The 18239-nt window shown below is 37.1% G+C and carries 13 protein-coding genes; all 13 read right to left on the bottom strand.

Annotation, left to right across the window (positions count from 1 at the left end; all coding sequences use genetic code 11):
* Positions 1-14 precede the first annotated feature (14 nt).
* A complete protein-coding gene (locus A9Y75_RS10170; RefSeq protein ID WP_071189670.1) occupies positions 15-1145 on the bottom strand; it encodes a glycosyltransferase family 4 protein in 1131 nt (376 codons plus the stop codon).
* A gap of 21 nt (positions 1146-1166) precedes the next feature.
* The gene (locus A9Y75_RS10175) at positions 1167-2348 is read right to left on the bottom strand and encodes a glycosyltransferase family 4 protein (RefSeq protein ID WP_071189445.1); all 1182 of its coding nucleotides are present in this window, start codon (positions 2346-2348) and stop codon (positions 1167-1169) included.
* A 124-nt stretch (positions 2349-2472) separates the two neighbouring features.
* Positions 2473-3330: a hypothetical protein gene (locus tag A9Y75_RS10180; RefSeq protein WP_071189446.1), complete on the bottom strand. Its 858-nt coding sequence runs from the start codon at positions 3328-3330 to the stop codon at positions 2473-2475.
* 102 nt (positions 3331-3432) lie between these two features.
* Complete coding sequence (gene hepA, locus A9Y75_RS10185; protein ID WP_071189447.1) at positions 3433-5283, bottom strand: heterocyst formation ABC transporter subunit HepA; 1851 nt, start codon at positions 5281-5283, stop codon at positions 3433-3435.
* 193 nt (positions 5284-5476) lie between these two features.
* Positions 5477-6193: a heterocyst development glycosyltransferase HepC gene (hepC, locus tag A9Y75_RS10190; protein ID WP_071189448.1), complete on the bottom strand. Its 717-nt coding sequence runs from the start codon at positions 6191-6193 to the stop codon at positions 5477-5479.
* Between the two features lie 907 nt (positions 6194-7100).
* Complete coding sequence (locus tag A9Y75_RS10195; protein WP_071189449.1) at positions 7101-9329, bottom strand: polysaccharide biosynthesis tyrosine autokinase; 2229 nt, start codon at positions 9327-9329, stop codon at positions 7101-7103.
* 53 nt (positions 9330-9382) lie between these two features.
* Positions 9383-10483, bottom strand: a complete 1101-nt coding sequence (locus A9Y75_RS10200) for a glycosyltransferase (protein WP_071189450.1) — start codon at positions 10481-10483, stop codon at positions 9383-9385.
* Positions 10484-10996: 513 nt separating this feature from the next.
* A complete protein-coding gene (locus A9Y75_RS10205; protein WP_071189451.1) occupies positions 10997-12310 on the bottom strand; it encodes a Gfo/Idh/MocA family oxidoreductase in 1314 nt (437 codons plus the stop codon).
* A 1-nt stretch (position 12311) separates the two neighbouring features.
* Positions 12312-12857, bottom strand: coding sequence for a dTDP-4-dehydrorhamnose 3,5-epimerase (gene rfbC / locus A9Y75_RS10210; protein ID WP_071189452.1), 546 nt, complete (start codon positions 12855-12857; stop codon positions 12312-12314).
* A 278-nt stretch (positions 12858-13135) separates the two neighbouring features.
* Positions 13136-14089 carry a glycosyltransferase family 2 protein gene (locus tag A9Y75_RS10215; RefSeq protein WP_071189453.1) on the bottom strand — a complete coding sequence of 318 codons (954 nt, stop codon included), beginning with the start codon at positions 14087-14089 and terminating at the stop codon, positions 13136-13138.
* Between the two features lie 132 nt (positions 14090-14221).
* A complete protein-coding gene (locus A9Y75_RS10220; RefSeq protein WP_071189454.1) occupies positions 14222-15250 on the bottom strand; it encodes an SDR family oxidoreductase in 1029 nt (342 codons plus the stop codon).
* 483 nt (positions 15251-15733) lie between these two features.
* A complete protein-coding gene (lhgO, locus tag A9Y75_RS10225) occupies positions 15734-16951 on the bottom strand; it encodes an L-2-hydroxyglutarate oxidase (protein WP_071189671.1) in 1218 nt (405 codons plus the stop codon).
* 44 nt (positions 16952-16995) lie between these two features.
* Positions 16996-17769 (bottom strand): glucose-1-phosphate cytidylyltransferase, encoded by a 774-nt coding sequence (gene rfbF / locus A9Y75_RS10230; RefSeq protein ID WP_071189455.1) that lies wholly within the window; start codon positions 17767-17769, stop codon positions 16996-16998.
* Between the last annotated feature and the right edge of the window lie 470 nt (positions 17770-18239).

Below are 18239 nucleotides of genomic sequence, written 5' to 3' on the forward strand. Positions count from 1 at the left end.
TTTCATCTTTAGTCTTAAAAAGATCGAAAATCAGCAATGGTTTTGGTGTAAATTTTTTCCAATCGCTGAATGTGAACATCAAGAGTAAATTCTTGCTCAAACCAATGCCGACCTTGTTCACCCATTAATCGGCTTTTATGATAGTTTGTAGCTAGTTCGTTGATGGCATCTGCCAATTTTTGAATATGATTAGCTGGGATGAGGATTCCTGTTTGACCATCTTGCACATATTCAGGAATTCCGCCAACAGCACTAGCAATTACAGGACGATAATGAGCATAAGCTTCTAAAGTTACCAGACCGGCAGGTTCTGGCCAAAGACTAGGAAAAACTAGCGCCAAACACTGTTGATAAAGTGTATCTAGTTTTTCTTTATGACATCGACCATGCCAAGTAATGCGATCGCTCAAACCCATTTTTACTGCTAAGTTTTCCATGTTGGTTTTAATCCAACCTTCACCAGCAATATCAAGATGAATGCGGGAATCTGTCTTTGCTAAAGCTTTGATCAACCATTCAATTCCTTTATCTGGGACAATTCGACCCACAAACAAAATTCGCTGATTTTGATGAATTTCTTTAGTTAAAGATGCAGTGGGATATTGAGAATCTTGCACACCGCAGTGAAGTGTAATCACCTGATCGGGTGATAACCCATTACTAATAATTTGCTCCCTTACATAATTACTATTAGCAATTATAGGAATCTTGATTTTTTTGGCAGTGCTGAGAAAATTATAACCATTCTGCAAATTCTGAAATATTTTGTGCGGTCGGCGACTGCCACAACCATCTACCAAATGCCCCCAAGTACAGCCTAGGAGGTTCATATTGCGATCGCACGGTTTTTGGCGATCTGCTAAATATTTTGTCCCACTGGGGCAGTAGCTACAGTGATTATGCAGTGTAAAGACTGCTGGACATTCGCCACTCCATTCTGCTAAAAGTCCTGGGTCGTGAAGGTGGAGTAACTTACATTGACTTTGGTCTAAATTTTTGAAAGAATTAATATGGTGATTGCTCTCACCATGAATTGGCGAATTTATCAAAGAAGATATGTAAGTTTCTACTCCACCACTCCCACTAATATCAATACTAGAGCATTGGTAGAGCATCTTTTCTTGAGAAGATATGGTTTCATTTATAGTTAACATTATTTTTCCTTCTTAACTAAAAACGGGTGTAATTAAACCTTGTTCTGAGAATATTTCGCGGAATTGATGTTGATAAAGTTCCTGATTATATTGTTGAGAATTAATTCTCGCCAATTCGCCCATTCTTGTTCTTAAGAATTCATTTTCTGCTAAAAAACTCAAGTGAGTAGCCATAATTTCCACGTCTCTAGGAGGAACAATAAAACCATTTATGCCATTATTTACCACATCCGCAGCACCACAATGAGAAGTTACAATTACAGGTAATCCACAAGCCATAGCTTCTAATGCAACTAAACCAAAACCATCTTCTACAGAAGGTAAAACTAGAACTGAAGATTTACCAAAAACTCTAGTAGGATCATCTAGACTAAAATTCCAGAATTCTTGTTTAATATTGGTATGTTTATTTAATGTTTCCGCCATGAATTTTTTTAGCCCACGAGTAGAAACACCACCAATAATTAATAATTCAGAATTAGGAATAGCAGCTTGTAAAAAAGCCTTAATTAGATAAGGAATTCCTTTTCTTGGTTCAATAGTTCCTACATAAAGAACACGAAATATTTGATCAGTTTTTAAAGTAGGATAAAATTTCTTAGTATCTATGAAAGGAGTGACAACTTTAATGGTTTCTGGTGCAAAGCCAGCTTGAACAAAAGTTTTTTTAGCTACATCTGAAAGTACAACAATTAAATCTGCTTGTTCACATTCATTAGCGAATCTATTTAGCATTTTAGAATTCATTGTGGCTACAGTTGAATCAGATAAAAAATCTAATTCTTGTTGAATTTGTTGCTGCATAAAAGGCAGATAATTATTCAAACAATATAGCCAAGCTTTTGCACCTTGAGCTTTAGCTACTTTAAATGCTAAATTAGTTTGTCCTGCTACTCCGATAATTAAATCACAGGAATATGATTTTAATTTATTGCTTACCTGGTGATCAAAATACAAGTCACTCAGTAATACAGCTAAATCATGACGACGACGTAAAAGAGGGGTACTTAATAATCTTTTACTCCAGGAAGAATTCCCCACAGGATATATAGGAAAATCGGTTTTTGGTGCTTTTAAATCACTACAAAATACAGTTAAATCTCCTAGTTTATTTAATCCTAATGCAGCATTTTCTAAACAAACACCTTGTCCACCTGTTCCTAAACCTGTATTGCAAGTAAGTGTAATTTTCATAATGGATTTTCGGTAGATGCTAATTTATTTTCTTTGCTATTTCCTGTACTAAATCAAGCTTTTGAGAAAAAATTATTCTGCATAGATATTCGTCATGTCAACATTAGTTTTCTTCTGCAATAAATTAATTTCCCAAATTTAACCAAAATTTATGTCTGATATCACTGACATAATGTCTCAAAGCAATTTTCCTGTTATCATAATTGTCTGCATAACTAAATTGATCATCAACATTTAAAACAAACTTCTCTTGATTAAGTGGCTTTGCCTGAGCATTATGCATAGCCAAATGCACTACAGTTTGATCTGTAAAATATATTGGTGAATCTACTAATTCTGCCACACGATTTAGTGGTTTTAGCCAATCTATTTGCTGCTTAAGTAAGAAAAATCCTGCATTTACCGGGTTGATTTTTTCATGATCATGTAAAAGTATTCGCTCGTCCAGTGAAGCTAGACAATCAGGCAAATACCAAGGCGAAGTATCATCTGACTCACATAAATTAATAATTTCTTCGCCACCTGGACAAAATAAAATATCGGCATCGGTATAAATGGTTGGCTGTTCAATTGAAAGTGACATCAATACTGCCATTCTCCTCCACATTGCCATTACTGGTTTTTGAGGATGATGAAGGGCATAATCCCAAATAAATTCAGGAATATTACCTGTTGCTAAATCTTTCCATTCAACAACATCAACACAAGCATTTATTTGAGATAAAATCTTGCTAGAATTTGGCGAATAGCTACCGTCAGAAATCACAGTAAATTTGTTAGGAATACCAACATGACGAATAAATGAGCGAATATTGGCTACTTGGATAGCTAAATCTCGTTGACAAGAAAATGAATAGACGTTGACGTTAACTTTTCGATTTTGGTTAAGTGGAAAATTAACAATGTTATTAATTGCTTTTGTGTATATAAAACAATTAAATCTTCCTTGAAGTTTTGCAGAATGATAGCCTATATTTACCATTTTTCTCTCCAATTATTTAGCAATAATCTTTTATTTGAATATTCACAACCTGAGCTAGAGGTGTAATTAAAGTATGAATATTTTTAATTACACCATGAAAATCTATTTCGATTTACCTAATTCATACTGCATTTGGTGATATTCCCAAAGCTTACCTTGCTGTTCTAAAAGCTCTTGATATTTGCCCTGTTCTACTATCCGTCCTTGCTCTAAAACTACTACTTTATCAGCCTTAGAAATTGTAGAAAGACGGTGAGCAATAGCAATTACAGTTCGACCAACAGCGAGCTTTTCTAATGAATCCTGAATTAATCGCTCAGACACAGAATCCAAAGCACTAGTGGCTTCATCTAAAATCAAAATTTCTGGGTTACGTAATAAGGCACGTGCAATTGCAAGTCGCTGCCTTTGTCCACCAGATAAGCGGATACCTCTATCTCCCAATTGTGTATCAAACCCTTCGGGCATTTCTAAAATAAAATCTTGTGCATTTGCCAATCGAGCCGCTTCTTTAATTTCCGCTTCTGTTGCTTCTGGTGTCCCGTAAGCAATATTGTTCCACACAGAAGTGTTGAAAATAAAAGTATCCTGACTAACAACAGCTATTTTGCGCCGGAGAGAGTTAATTTCAAATTGTCGCACATCAACTTCATCGATGTAAAGATAGCCATCTGTAGCATCATAAAACCGAGGAATTAAATCGGCAATTGTGGTTTTACCAGCACCAGAGGCACCGACTAAAGCTGTCATTTTACCTCGTTCAATCGTGAGAGTGATATTGTGCAGCACTCGTTGATTCTGACTATAGCCAAAATCTACAGATACTAAATCAATTGATCTTTTAAAACCTGTAAATTGAATTGTGCCATTTTGAAAGTAGGTTTTATCCTCACTTTTCAACAAGGTTTTAATATTTTCGGCTGAACCTTGGAGAGTGCTAAGAAATGCTCTTGTGCCATTAATATCTTGAATAAATGGTACGAGACGAAACAGTACAAAGAAAAAAGTGAGTAAAGAACTAACTTGTAAAGCACCGTTAACTACAAAGCTACTAAAAGCCAAAATAATCATACCTACCAGCACAGTAGTAGCTGCACTTTCAGCAATTGGTCTTACCAATGTCCAAGTTAAAATAACTTTAGTTGAACTACTGACTATTTGATTACTAGCGTTGTAGTAACGTTGACGCTCTAATTCTTGAGTACCAGAAGCATGAACAGTGCGAATGCCATTGATAAATTCTAGGGCTATTGATGTAAAATTACCATTAGCAACTGACGTACCAAAACTAGATTCTCGCACTCTGGCATTGAGAGTTGATAAGCCGACAGCTAAGAGAGTGAATAGAAATACTGCTATTAGCGTCAGTTGCCATGATAGCAAAACCATTGTAGTTAAGTAGACAACAACCGTCAAGCTTCTAGTAAACAAAAAGGCTCCGCCACTAAAACCCTGTCTAATCCTCTCAATTTCTGTAGTGATTGTGTTAACTATTTCACCTGAACGAGTGGTACTAAAGTAACTAAGAGATAACGATTGCAATTGCTCAAAAATTTGTTTTCGTAACCGATCTCCAAGATATAATTGACAAAATTCTGTGTATATTTGGGCAAAATAGTTAAAAGCTGCACGTATCCAAGTACTCAATAAAATCAAAAACGATACGCGATATAATCGGCTAACTGCTGATGTGTGAATTCCCAATATGTAGTGATCAAACCAACCTATTCCTATTTGAATTGGCTGAGAATTAGGATTCGTTAAATTTTGCAAAAATGATAGCAAAAAACCAATACTAATACCTTCAAATGTGGCAGCTAAAAATGTAAAAACTAAGGCGAGTATAGTGATTTTACGAAAGTGTTTAAACTCTCGCAAAATCAAATAATTTTCTTTCCAAAATTTAGTAGTATTGAGCAGATGGCGGAGTGGATTAAAAACTTTAAGATTCATTGGTATTTTCTAAGAGTATTTAGTCAAATCAGGTAGTCTCCCATAAATAAGATGCAACCAATTCTGGCTTTTAGTGCGATAACTCAAATATCAACCTACCGCACTAACAGCTAATAATTATATCCTTGAAAATGCAAATGGTATCGGGAAATTACAGTGTCTATCTAAATGCAACAGATTAGAATCTTGATATTTACCATCTATTTGTAATTACTGTTAGCTGAGGTTGCAGTTTTTCATTTTCTAAACCTAGCTGAACTACATCTGCTAAAGCCCAACAATGAGAGCCAATTAAACTCATATCACCACGGAGGATATTTAATAATTTTGGTAAATTATCTAGACGATATTTACGCATCAAAAAACCTAAAAAGGTGATATTATCTTTTCCTGTTGTACAAAACTTGATGACTTGAAAAAGTTTACCTTTCTCGCCAATATGCCACTCATAAGAAAATAGTAACCCCGGCGAGTACAACTGCATAAGTAAAGCCAATACCAGCATGACAGGACTAACTAATAACAGGATAAAGAAAGCTAAAATCCAGTCAATTAGTCTTTGTATAGTCCGCAAGGTTTGCTGATCTTGTTTAGGCAATTTCTTACCAAAAACTGGGCTAAGGAAGATTGGTTTTTTAGCCTGTTTACAAGCATCTGCCCAAAATCGTAGCGAAGTACCACCTAGTTTTGGATCTATACTTACCAAACTAATGGGAGAATGTTTTAAACACTCTACCAATAATTGTTTGTTATCTAGTGAAGGTAAATATGGCTGTTTTAAGTTTCCAGGAACCTTCACCAACAACTGACCCCTGCGCCATTGAAGTGTGCAGTATTGAGAGTGATAATTTTGATGCTGTTGGGGTATAGTAGAGTGATTATGTAAATTGGGAATGATTGATGTTGTCATATTCCTTTGAATGTATATAGTAGCAAATTACTGATTTGATCGCTCCGGCTAGGAATGCAAAATATTGAGATGCGAGTTTTGTTGTTGCTCTAAAATGCTGAGATAAATCAAGGTAAAAACAAGCTATTAAAACCTGTTTTCTGAGCAAGCACCTAGCTTAATGTTGTCGGTGTCAAAATGTACAGAAAGCAATAATAGAAGTTAAGCAAGCAGCAATTAAGATAGAGGCGTTATCGCACTTAGTATTTTCTCTGGAGATTTGTAGAGGGTAATCACCCTATAGCCTTATCACGACATCAATTTAAGTTCACTTACAAAAAAAGGGAATAGGGAACTCTTAACAGATAAGAAACTTTAGTTCTGAGTTTAAAGCTCAGTCAAAAAACAGTGTCATTATTTCAATCTTATGTTTTTAAACATGAGTTTTTTCTGTTCGCTGTTGCTTCCTGTTACCTCTGAATTAATTTTGAGACAATCATCACAAAACCTATTTACTTTTACCCTTTTAGCTTGGAGTTTTGTCTTCAACTTCTACAATATAGTAATCACCAGAAATAACTAATGCTGAAATAAATTCTTTATTCACTCTTTAAATAAAGCTTGGATTTTGGACAAAATATTAAGCTACGATAAATTTACTGACTGGATAATGCAGCGAATAAAATTATATTTTATCATCCCTAAAACATAATTTGTTATATTTATAGCTAAGAATACAAACAATATAAATAGCCCCAATATTAACAAATTAAATGGGAAAATACATGAGGCAGAAGGTAGTTTTTATAGAGGAAAACGACATCTTTCTCTACACCCTTCCCCTCCATTCAGCTTCGGCTAGAAGCCCAGCCCTGATCGGGCTGGGGAATGAATTAATAAACAGAATACTGAAGTGGAAATCATTTAGCTATTTTTCCACAATTTGTTGTAGCGCCAATTGTTGCTGTTTGAGATAAGGTACATAAGCACTGTCAGAGTTGGATACTCCATTTGCCACAACCCCAATCAGATTTAACTTGCTCAACATAGCTGTAGCTTGGGAAAGTTGAGTTCGTGTAACTTTACCAATGCTTGCGACCATAATCACACTCCGACAAGATGATGCTGCGAGCATGGCATCTACTAAACCCAGAACTGGTGGAGCATCGATGAGTACCAAATCATAGTTCTCTTCAAATGCTGCCATTAATTGCATCATCCGTGGAGAACTCAAGAGATTAGCTGAGTCAAGAGGTATGGGTCCAGCAGTCAAAATATCGATGTAGGATGAGCCTGAGTATTGAATTCCAATTTGATTGGGTAGATTGACATCACTAGCTAGTAGAGTGGAAAGCCCTTGTTCATTAGGCAGATTTAGCTGTTGATGTAAACTAGGAGCGCGTAAATTGGCATCAATGAGCAGGACTTTTTTGTGTAATCGAGCCGCACTCATAGCCAGACCTAGTGCCAAAGCTGACTTACCGTCATCCGGAAGTGCTGATGTCACCATCAACGACCTCAAGTCGGATACAGTATTGAGAAGTTCTATATTTTTATAAATCAGATCTAGGGATTCCCAACGAGGAGGGGATTGCAGCACCTGAATTGTCCAAGGAGCGAGAACTTCAGGCTTACCAAAAGGCAATTTGATCACTGATTCTCTCGGTTTAGCCGGTGGCAACTTGGGCGTTGTGCCTAATAATGGCAGAGAAAATTGTTTTTCCAACTCAGCAGTAGTATGCAATGAATCATCAGATGCTTCTCGAATAAAGGCTGCAATACCGCCTAACATTAATCCCACCACTGCACCTAACAAAAGATTCTGTTTGAGGAAAGGACCAGTGAGTATGCCTTTTTGTGGTTCTTCCACTACTTCCCAATTAAATCCACCTTTGGAAAGTTCCTGCCGCAATTGCTGTTCTGCTCTCAACAATTGCTCCATTCTTTCCCGGCTAAATTGTAATTGTGGGAGTATGCGATTGTAATAAGCTAACAGAGAAGGAAAGCGTTTCAGTTGCGATCGCAGTTCGCTCTCTTTTTGTGCCAAGGTTTGATCACGGGCAGTCAACGCAACTATATTGGTTTGGTTGTCTACTAACTGACCAGTCAGGTTAAGATCTATTTCACCAAGCTGTCCTTGTTCCAGAAGAGTGTCTCTAGAACTGAATGCAGCAGTGGAGCGTCCACCTAAAGTTCTACTCACTTCTTTTTGCAATAGTTCTTTTTGACTTTGAAGTTGTTCGTTCAACTTCTGCACGCTAGGAGTGCCATCAGTAAAGCGTAAACGTTCTTGTGCTAAAGCTAGTTCTGTTTTTTGGATTTCATTGAGTAAGCTTTGGTAGCGAGTAGACTGACTCAAACGAGAAGACACTAAGGCATTTTTTGGAGAACGATTCAGTTGTTCTTCTAAAGATTTTTGCCGAGCCAAAGCTTCCTCATATTGAGAACGAGTAGTCTGCCGCTCTTTCTGAATATTGTTTAAAGTTTCCTCAATTGCTTTAGCCTGTAACTCTGGATCAATTAAATTTTGATTTCTGCGAAACCGTTGGAGATTGGATTCAGATGAATTCACCTCTTCACTGGCTTTTCTTAACTGTTCCCTAATAACTTGTAAACCTTTCTGCAACCGTAAATCTTGCTGTTGTTTATTGTATTCTACATAAACTTGGCGAATGGCAGTCAGCACCTTTTGGGTTTTCTCTGGATTGCCACCCGTATAATCAACTTGAAAGATTTTAGTGGCAACATTATCTTCTTTCGTCTTAATTTGAGTTAAAACTAAAGAGGTTTTAATTTCAGCGACAGTGATGTTCGGATAGTCTGATTTCAGTTTATCAACTGCTTTTTGGATGAGTCCAGAACTCTGCATCAGATTCAGCTGGGTTGCAGTGTCTATGACCACGTTAGTGTCGGTAAACTGATTGTCTACCCCACTTCCTTCTTTTTTACCTTGATAATTAGGTTCTATTAGTAGTTGCATTGTACTTTTGAAGTTGGGACTTGTCTTCAAAGTTATAATGCCTGCAAGCGCCGTAGAACTGAGAAATACTAACAAAAACCAGGGAAATCTCCGGACTAATACAGTTAGCATTTGTCCGTAGCCTGGTTCTGATTCTACTACTGAATTTATATGGGGATTTAGGCTGGTTTGAACCACGGTTATTATCCTTCTCTGCGAGATGGCTTCCCTTTAGGGATACAGTTAACAAATCAAACGAATGAGTGATGCATTTCCCCAGATTGATCAATGATTTGCTCAACCTTACTAAAGAATGCTTGCTCTGAGAAATTATTGACAGCGTGATTACGAATTTTTTCGTAATTCCAAGATATTCCTCTAGCTTCTAGTAATGCGGCTTGTAGAGAATCGGGTGTTTGCCTCTTAAAAAAAACCCCTGTTTGACCAGGTATTTGAGTATCTAATACCCCGCCGGCTCCATAGGCAATTACTGGTGTTCCACTAGCATTTGCTTCTACTGGAACTAATCCATAGTCTTCTAAGGCTGCAACAATAATAGACTTAGCTCTAGAAAATAAGTCTTTACGTGTTCCATCACTAACATGACCTAAGAACTCTATATTGCCTAATGCTTTGGATTTTAACCGTTCTAGTTCTGGTCCGTCACCTGAGATTAATAAATTCCACCCTAACCAATTAAAAGCTTCGACTATGATATCAAGACGTTTATAACTTATCATCCGGGCAGATGCCAAGTAGTATTCATCTTTGGTATCTGAAAAGACAAAATTACTTGTATCAATTGGATAGTTAATTACAATTGCTTGTTTCCCGTAAATTTTTTGAATACGACGGGCAACAACGCTGGAATTAGCAATGTAGAGGTCGGGTTCCTGAGAATATTTCAGGTCTACATTTCTCATCATTTGAAAGATTTTTTCAATTAAGGGCGCAAAGTAGCGATAGTCTCCATATTCTCGTAAATAAGTTTCTGTATCCCATAAAAACCGGGTAACATTATGACAAAAACAAATATGACGTGCTTGTGGTTTTTTCCTGACTGCTTTCGCAAAACTAGTACTACTACTGATAATTAAATCGTAGTCTTGTAAATTCAAAGCCCGAAAAGCAGGAAAGTATAGAGGAGCCATCAAGCGAAAATGTTTGGCTGCACCGGGAATCTTTTGTAAGAACGTGGTGTTAACTATCCGCTCACTGATATCAATAGTTTTTTGTGGCTCGTATAATGAGGTGAAGATATCCGCTTCTGGATAACGTTTACAAAGCAATTCAAACACACGCTCTGCCCCACCGCGCTGGGTTAAATAATCATGGACAAGAGCAATTTTCATGGATGATGCCTTATATTTCAATGTTGATTAAATTCAGGGTTAATTAACAAGGATGTACCGATATGTTTATATCAGTATATTGTCTAGACTAAACCCATCTTTAGATAGTGGTAGAGATTTTGAATTTTGGATAATGCCCTTGGGAAAATATAAAGAATTTGAAAGAATTTGGAAATTTTACTGATTTTTGCAAAAATTTTAGTCAAGTAAGTTACACTTAATAAAGAAGTTCTTTGTTTTGAACAAAAACTAAGTAAATACTATGGACTAAAATCTTTACTACCTATAAATAAGAATCAGCAGTTGAATAAGAATATCAGGAAAAATTTTAATTATTCGCTCATTGAGAACAAACCCATGCTTGCTTATACCAATTCTGTGTAAAGTTGCGCCGAATAAATATAGTAGAGACGTTCCATGGAACGTCTCTACATCTGCGAATAAAGCGCATCCTCATCAAGAAATGGTATTAAGGGTGTGGTAATAACCCTTAAGCGGTCAATTAACTAACTGCTATTTTGCAAATAACAGGGTTTTTGCAGGAGCAAAGTAAACTGTTTGTTCAGATCGGAGTTTGTCGCAAAGTCTACCTTCTGGTAATTCCACATCGTCGTAGGTGAGGACTTGATCTTTAGCAAGATCACGCTTTAACCGACATCCTTCCGCTATCCCCATTGGTAGTAAGTTTTCTTGCTGGACAATTTCTGAGTTTTCACATTGTCCATAGGTCATGTAATAACCAATACCATCTAGGGTTTCTCCGGCTTTGAGGTCGATTTTGGCAGTAGCGACGACATCGACAACAGGGCCTGCTATGGGAGCCAGAACGGCATCATGGAACAGGACTGCACGCGCTACTGATAAGGGAACTTCAAAATGGCAGAGGTGATAGGGGGTATAGAAGCTGTAGAGGGGTCCTTCACCGAGTTTATAGAGGTTGAGATAATGGCGCTGTTTGGGGTCGTCGTGGGTGGCAAAAACAAACACTCCTGGGCCTGGTTTTGTGCCAACGACATAATCAACGATGCCACCTAATTCTTTGAGTTGGTCAACATCGTACATTTTGGTCATTTCATCCACATGACCTGTGTAGTCATATCCCAACATTCCCCGTTTTGCTACTTTCATATCTGTAGCATTGGCAACAATTGCTTGTTCAAAAGAAATTTTTGTCCCGTCTGCAAAGCTTGTTACCATAGCGGGATTTTGACCCCAGCGTTTAGCAAAGCCTTCTTGGGTGGTGGGGTTGCGGTAGGGGTCTTGTAGACCTTTGATGTTGCCGCACAGTAGGGGGGTTAAACCGATGCTTTTGACAAAGCGGTACAGGTTCATTTCTACCCCAGGTTGGTCGCCGTCACAGGCGCTGAGAATGACTCCAGCGCGGTCTGCATGGACTTTGAGAATGGGACCAATTGTACCGTCGAGTTCTGCGTTCATCAAAATGATATGCTTTTGATGAGCGATCGCACTCATGACCAAATGAGCCGCAAATTCAATTGTGCCTGTAACTTCAATGATTGCATCTATGCCTTCTGCTTCGCACAGCAACATGGCATCTTCAGTGACTGCATATTGCTCTTGGGCGATCGCCGCTTCTAAATCAGCTACATTAGTAACAACCTGAATATCCTCGATTCCTGCTTCTAAATAAGCTCGTTTAGCTGTATCTATATGACGATTGAAGATAGCAACTAACTTCATTCCTGGAACAGAATTGATAATTTGATTAGCAATTCCACGTCCCATAAAACCCGCACCAATCATGGCTACTTTGACTGGCTTACCTAATGCAGCGCGTGCTTGAAGAGCTTTATCTACAATAATCATTTTAAACTCCTATCAAAATAGATTCTAGTAAAGGCCAATTCCGATCTTTCTCAGACATTTCCGTGGCACTCAAAGGCCAAGAAATTTCTAAAATCGGATCATCATAACGCAAACCACGCTCATATCCAGGGGTGTAAAATTCACCCACTTGATAAACAACTTCTGCACCATCTGTCAAAGCTTGATAGCCATGAGCAAACATTTCTGGTACATAAAGAGCGCGGCGATTTTCCGCAGTTAGTTCTACACCAATATGCGATAGATAAGTGGGAGATTCAGGACGCATATCAATAATTACGTCATAAATTGCTCCTTGAGTACAGCGAATTAATTTTGTTTCTGCTGCGGGGAGAACTTGATAGTGCATTCCCCGCAATGTGCCTTTTTTATGATTAAAAGACAAGTTACATTGAGCAACTGTTGGCTTTAAACCATGAGCAGCAAATTCTTCAGCGCAGAAAGTCCGAGCGAAGAAACCACGAGAATCAGGCTTTTCTTCTAAATCAATAATAAAAGCGCCGGGGAGATTAGTGGATGTAAAAATCATCGATTACCTCAATATGGATGGTTAACGTAAAACCTGTTCAGAGGGAACAGAAAAAACTCATGTTTAAAAACATGAGGTTGAAATAATGAAACTGTTTTTTTCGTGCTACGCATCTTTTAAAAACATCTTTTTTTGACTGAGCTTTAAACTCAGCAAATGAGTGTTTCTTATCTGTTAATAGTTTCCTGTCCCCTTTTTTTAATTGTTCAATATCAGATTCTCACTTCATCAAACAATATGTAGATTCAGGAGAATTTTTCATTGCTTACACTTCTCGCTTATGAAGTTTTATCTTCCATTTGCTGATAAGCAACAGCGCTTTCTAAAATTGACACACTCACTAAACTAAGATAAGGAATTATGGTGGTAACTGCCATGATAGGCCATCTTCTCAAAGCACCAAAAAAAACTTTCCAATTATTATTTTTGAAGTGAGCGACAACTAATTGACTACAAAACTTGTGAGAATATCCTATCTCCCTTAGTTTGATATTAACTTCCGGTGAATAAGTATATTGCATTTTCAGCAATATTTTTGGCTTTACCATCCAATGACTAGCTCCAAAAGCATTTTCCAAATAAGCATCTTTAGTTATTTTGACGCTGCCATGACAAGCACAAAAACCAGTTAAAAAGACCTGGTAATCTAAGTTTTTTAAACCATCAGGCCATTTTTGCAGAGCGGACTGAGCTAATTCTGTCCTGTATACTTGAGCAGTCATTAGTTGTACACCAGCGCGATGTTTTTGTATAGAACGCTCAAATGCTGCTTTGCCATCATGCTCAACTTGTTCATGATCAACTTCATAACAGCGTTGATATAATAATTCCCCTGTGACTTCATGACGACAGGAAAAATTTAATATCAGTAAAGTTAAATCTGGCTCTTGCTTTAAGGTATTGACGAGGTAAGATATAGTTTCATCGGCAATAATATCATCATCGCTAATAGTCCAAACATATTTGCCTGTTGCGGCTTGTATGCAATAAGCAATATTTTTCATTACCCCAACATTTTCGCTATTTTTGTTGTTATGAAATGTTGAATTTGCTAAAAGTAACTGCCATTTCTTAATTATTTCCTGTGTATTATCTTCTGAACAATTATCAGAAACAATAATTTCACATTCAGATTCAAAACCTTTGATAGATTTAGCCAGCCATGCTAACTGTTTATCTAGCAAAGCAGCACGATTATATGTAGGAATAGCAATGGTAAGTAATTTATTCATGATATGTTAATCAATCCTCAATAATTAGGAGTTTCCTTGGTGAAAAAATCAGAATTCTACTGAGTATATTAAAGAATTCCGAACCAAATATATTTGATTTGATTCGGAAAATCGTCCTAATTTATCTTCAAACTATTGTTGACTCCAGAAAAAATCTTGATCAATTTGTTGAGTACGAATTAGATACTCTAACTGCTTTAATCTTGTGAATCCTCGGAACAGGAAAGTATCTTCAGTCATGTGGATTTGACTGAATAAATCTAATAATTGTTGAGCGCCGCGTTGAGCATTCCAATCACACTTAAATCCGGGAAGAATTGTATTAATCTTCTCAAATGAAACTCGATAGCTGCGGTTATCTGAACCGTTATTACCAAAAGATAATTTACAACCGGGGAAAGTATCAGCAATAATTTCTGCGATTTCTTTAACCCGATAATTATTGGTTGTATCTCCGACGTTAAAGACTTGATTGTGGACAACATCTCTAGGTGCTTCTAAAGCGCAAACAATGGCTTTACAAATATCCAAAGCATGAACTAATGGCCGCCAAGGTGTACCGTCACTAGTCATTTTAATTTCTTTGGTAGTCCATGCTAATCCTGATAAGTTGTTTAAAACAATATCAAATCGCATTCTCGGAGAAGCACCAAAAGCAGTAGCATTCCGCATGAAAGTAGGAGAGAAATCATCATCAGCTAATGGCTGAACATCTCTTTCTACTAATGTTTTACATTCTGCATAAGCTGTTTGTGGATTAACAGGTGATTCTTCTGTAACATCATCTTCACTAGCAACGCCGTAAACACTGCAAGAAGACATATAAACAAAGCGACGTACACCCACAGCTTTTGCTAGATTAGCAAGACGAACCGAACCTAAATGATTAATTTCATAGGTGATATTGGGTGATAATTGTCCTGTAGGATCATTGGAAAGTTCCGCCATGTGAACGATTGCTTCCACACCTTGCAAATCTTCAGGAGTAATATTACGAATATCTTTGTTGAGGGTTTTAGCTGTTACGTCAGTCCCGTTATATAACCAACCAACTTTATAAAATCCAGTATCTACACCGAGAACTTCATGACCTCTGGCAATTAACATAGGAGGTAGTAAAGAACCAAGATATCCTTCTGTTCCTGTTACTAATATTTTCATTGTTTTTATTTCCTTGTTTGTGGATTATTTCCATTAAAGGGTGCTTTTTTGGGGATAAATTCTCTTTGCCATAGCACCAACAGCAAAGGATGTATAGCAATCTTTGCGGAGGTTGTGAACATCTTGTTAGTTGGGTTAGATGCGGTAATTAACTGATAATGCTCACAGATAAATCACCAAACTATGTTGTAAACCAACATCCACTATAAAATATGTGTTCATGACTCATTTAGAATCAGTAAATGAGTATTTCTGCACAATATTTTTAGAGTTTAGAGGTAGTTATTGATGTTAATTTCATGGATTTTCGCCTCACCATTCCCCAAAAAACATCCCGCCATCTTGACGAAGATTTCATGTCAATGCAGCAGTTATAGCGTTAGGTACATCATAGCCCCCTCATCGCTTGCTCTTAGGGGGTTGGGGGTGGGGTTTTTGTCCCTCACTCAACCGATAACCGCTATATTCGTAATTCATCAAAAGTTAATTTTTTGCTGCCATTTCTACAAGAAAGGACTCTTGGGGTATTTGCGCCACAATTGCTTTACCAATTTCTAAAGAAGAAGTCGCAGCGGGAGAGGGAGCATTGCAAACATGAATAGAGTTGTTACCTTGGACGATTAAAAAGTCGTCTACCAAGGAACCATTATTCATTAATGCTTGAGCGCGAACTCCTGCATGAGTGGGAACTAAATCTGCGGCTTGGACTTCAGGAATTAGCTTTTGCAAACTTCTGACAAAAGCGGCTTTACTAAAGGAACGAATGATTTCTTGAATTCCTTCATCAGCGTGTTTAGCTGCTAGTTTCCAGAAACCAGGATAGGTGATTACTTCGGCAAAATCTCGCAAGTCAAAGTCGGTTTTTTTGTAACCTTCACGTTTAAAGCTGAGAACTGCATTTGGTCCCGCATGGACACTACTGTCAATCATCCGAGTAAAGTGGACACCCAGAAAGGGGAAATCGGGGTTGGGAACCGGGTAAATGAGCGTTTTGACCAAATAGCGTTTTTCTGGGGTTAGTTCGTAATATTCGCCCCGGAAAGGAACTATTTTGGCTTGGGGGTCAGCTTTACCTAATTTTGCAATGCGATCGCTATGCAATCCGGCACAATTGATCACAAATTGAGTTTCAAAACTACCTTTATTGGTTTCAATTACCTGATTCTTCCCACTTTGGGAAATTTGTAAAACTTTGGTATTGAGGCGTAAATCTCCACCTTGCTGTTGAATGATTTCAGCGTATTTTAAACAAACTTGTTTGTAATTAACAATTCCTGTTGAAAATACCCGAATTCCACCTACACAACTGACATGAGGTTCAATTTCTTTGACTTCTTCAGCACTGATTCTTTGAACTGGTATACCGTTCTCTAAACCTCGTTGATAGAGAGTTTCTAATCGTGGGAGTTCTTGTTCTTCTGTAGCAACAATAACTTTACCACAAATATCATGTTCAATTTCATATTTTTGGCAGAATTCTACCATTGAGCGACTACCATCACGGCAAAATTTAGCTTTAAAGCTGCCTGGTTTGTAGTAAACTCCTGAATGAATTACACCGCTGTTATTGCCTGTTTGATGAAATGCCCATTGACTTTCTTTTTCTAGCACTAATATCCGTGCATCAGGATAGCGATTTCCTATAGCCATTGCTGTGGAAAGTCCAACTATTCCCCCGCCGATAATCGCAAAATCATACATTAGTAATTTTTCCCCTATCCAAAATCTAACATCTAAAATTGGTATTACCAAATTTTCCACGGAGCTTTATTACTTTGCCATAGATCCTCTAAGTAGTTTTTGTCTCTTAAAGTATCCATTGGTTGCCAAAATCCATTATGTTTAAAAGCCGATAATTGTTCCATATCAGCTAATTTTTCTAATGGCTCTTTTTCCCAAACAGTATCATCATCAGTAATAAAGTTGATTACTTCTGGTTCTAGAACAAAATAACCGCCATTAATCCAAGCACCATCACCTTCAGGTTTTTCTCGAAAACTCGCAATTTTGGTTTGTTCTTGTCCGAGAGAAATTGCGCCAAATCTTCCCGCTGGTTGTACGGCACTGAGTGTTGCTAAACTTTTTTGCTCTTTATGAAATTTAATTAATTCTGTGATATTTACATCACTGACACCATCACCATAGGTAAAGCAAAAAGTGTCATTACCAATGTGTTCTTTGACTCTTTTTAAGCGCCCACCTGTCATGGTATTATCACCTGTATTTACTAAGGTGATGCGCCAGGGTTCAGCATATCCAGAATGTATACTCATTTGATTAAATCTCATATCAAATGTCACGTCTGACATATGTAAGAAGTAGTTAGCAAAATACTCTTTAATGATGTAACCTTTGTAACCACAACAAATGATAAATTCATTAATTCCGTGGGAAGAATAAATTTTCATGATATGCCAGAGAATTGGCTTACCACCAATCTCAACCATCGGCTTGGGTTTGATACTGGTTTCTTCACTGAGGCGTGTACCAAGTCCTCCAGCTAAAATCACCGCTTTCATGCAATTAATTCCTCGAAGATTTGCAGGCAGGTTATAATTTAAGTTATCGGGATGAAGAGGATGCACAAAGAATAGAGAAAAAATTTCTTTTCATATAGTGATTTTTCTCTACCAACTATCTAGAAACAATTTAACTGTAAATTAATGATAAATTATGAAGAAAAAGTAAATTAAGATACTTTATATATAAAAGCTTGATGAATATATTTACTCTCATCTGAATTTGAATTATTCATTTATACCATTGTGGATTTTAGATTTTAGATTTTTATTTTTAAAATACTTACTGTATCAGCTTTACAGTTTTGCATCTCCTGCAATATTTTTAAAATTGGTATTAATAAAAACTCATCAACATAAATAATTAGCATCAAATGTTGCCTAGCTCTAAAAAAGTGATTTTTTATGAAGAATAAGCAAAAAAATACTAACTATACAGTAAGTAGGTTAACAGAAAAATTTAAAGGTAT

This window comes from Trichormus sp. NMC-1, assembly GCF_001858025.1.
Taxonomy (GTDB): domain Bacteria; phylum Cyanobacteriota; class Cyanobacteriia; order Cyanobacteriales; family Nostocaceae; genus Anabaena.

What these genes read in the sequence shown, in the direction of transcription:
- lhgO (WP_071189671.1), bottom strand. Translation starts at nt 16,951, where the DNA reads ATGTATGATTTTGCGATTATCGGCGGGGGAATAGTTGGACTTTCCACA.
- hepC (WP_071189448.1), bottom strand. Translation starts at nt 6,193, where the DNA reads ATGACAACATCAATCATTCCCAATTTACATAATCACTCTACTATACCC.
- A9Y75_RS10180 (WP_071189446.1), bottom strand. Translation starts at nt 3,330, where the DNA reads ATGGTAAATATAGGCTATCATTCTGCAAAACTTCAAGGAAGATTTAAT.
- A9Y75_RS10200 (WP_071189450.1), bottom strand. Translation starts at nt 10,483, where the DNA reads ATGAAAATTGCTCTTGTCCATGATTATTTAACCCAGCGCGGTGGGGCA.
- A9Y75_RS10175 (WP_071189445.1), bottom strand. Translation starts at nt 2,348, where the DNA reads ATGAAAATTACACTTACTTGCAATACAGGTTTAGGAACAGGTGGACAA.
- A9Y75_RS10205 (WP_071189451.1), bottom strand. Translation starts at nt 12,310, where the DNA reads ATGATTATTGTAGATAAAGCTCTTCAAGCACGCGCTGCATTAGGTAAG.
- hepA (WP_071189447.1), bottom strand. Translation starts at nt 5,283, where the DNA reads ATGAATCTTAAAGTTTTTAATCCACTCCGCCATCTGCTCAATACTACT.
- rfbC (WP_071189452.1), bottom strand. Translation starts at nt 12,857, where the DNA reads ATGATTTTTACATCCACTAATCTCCCCGGCGCTTTTATTATTGATTTA.
- A9Y75_RS10220 (WP_071189454.1), bottom strand. Translation starts at nt 15,250, where the DNA reads ATGAAAATATTAGTAACAGGAACAGAAGGATATCTTGGTTCTTTACTA.
- A9Y75_RS10215 (WP_071189453.1), bottom strand. Translation starts at nt 14,089, where the DNA reads ATGAATAAATTACTTACCATTGCTATTCCTACATATAATCGTGCTGCT.
- rfbF (WP_071189455.1), bottom strand. Translation starts at nt 17,769, where the DNA reads ATGAAAGCGGTGATTTTAGCTGGAGGACTTGGTACACGCCTCAGTGAA.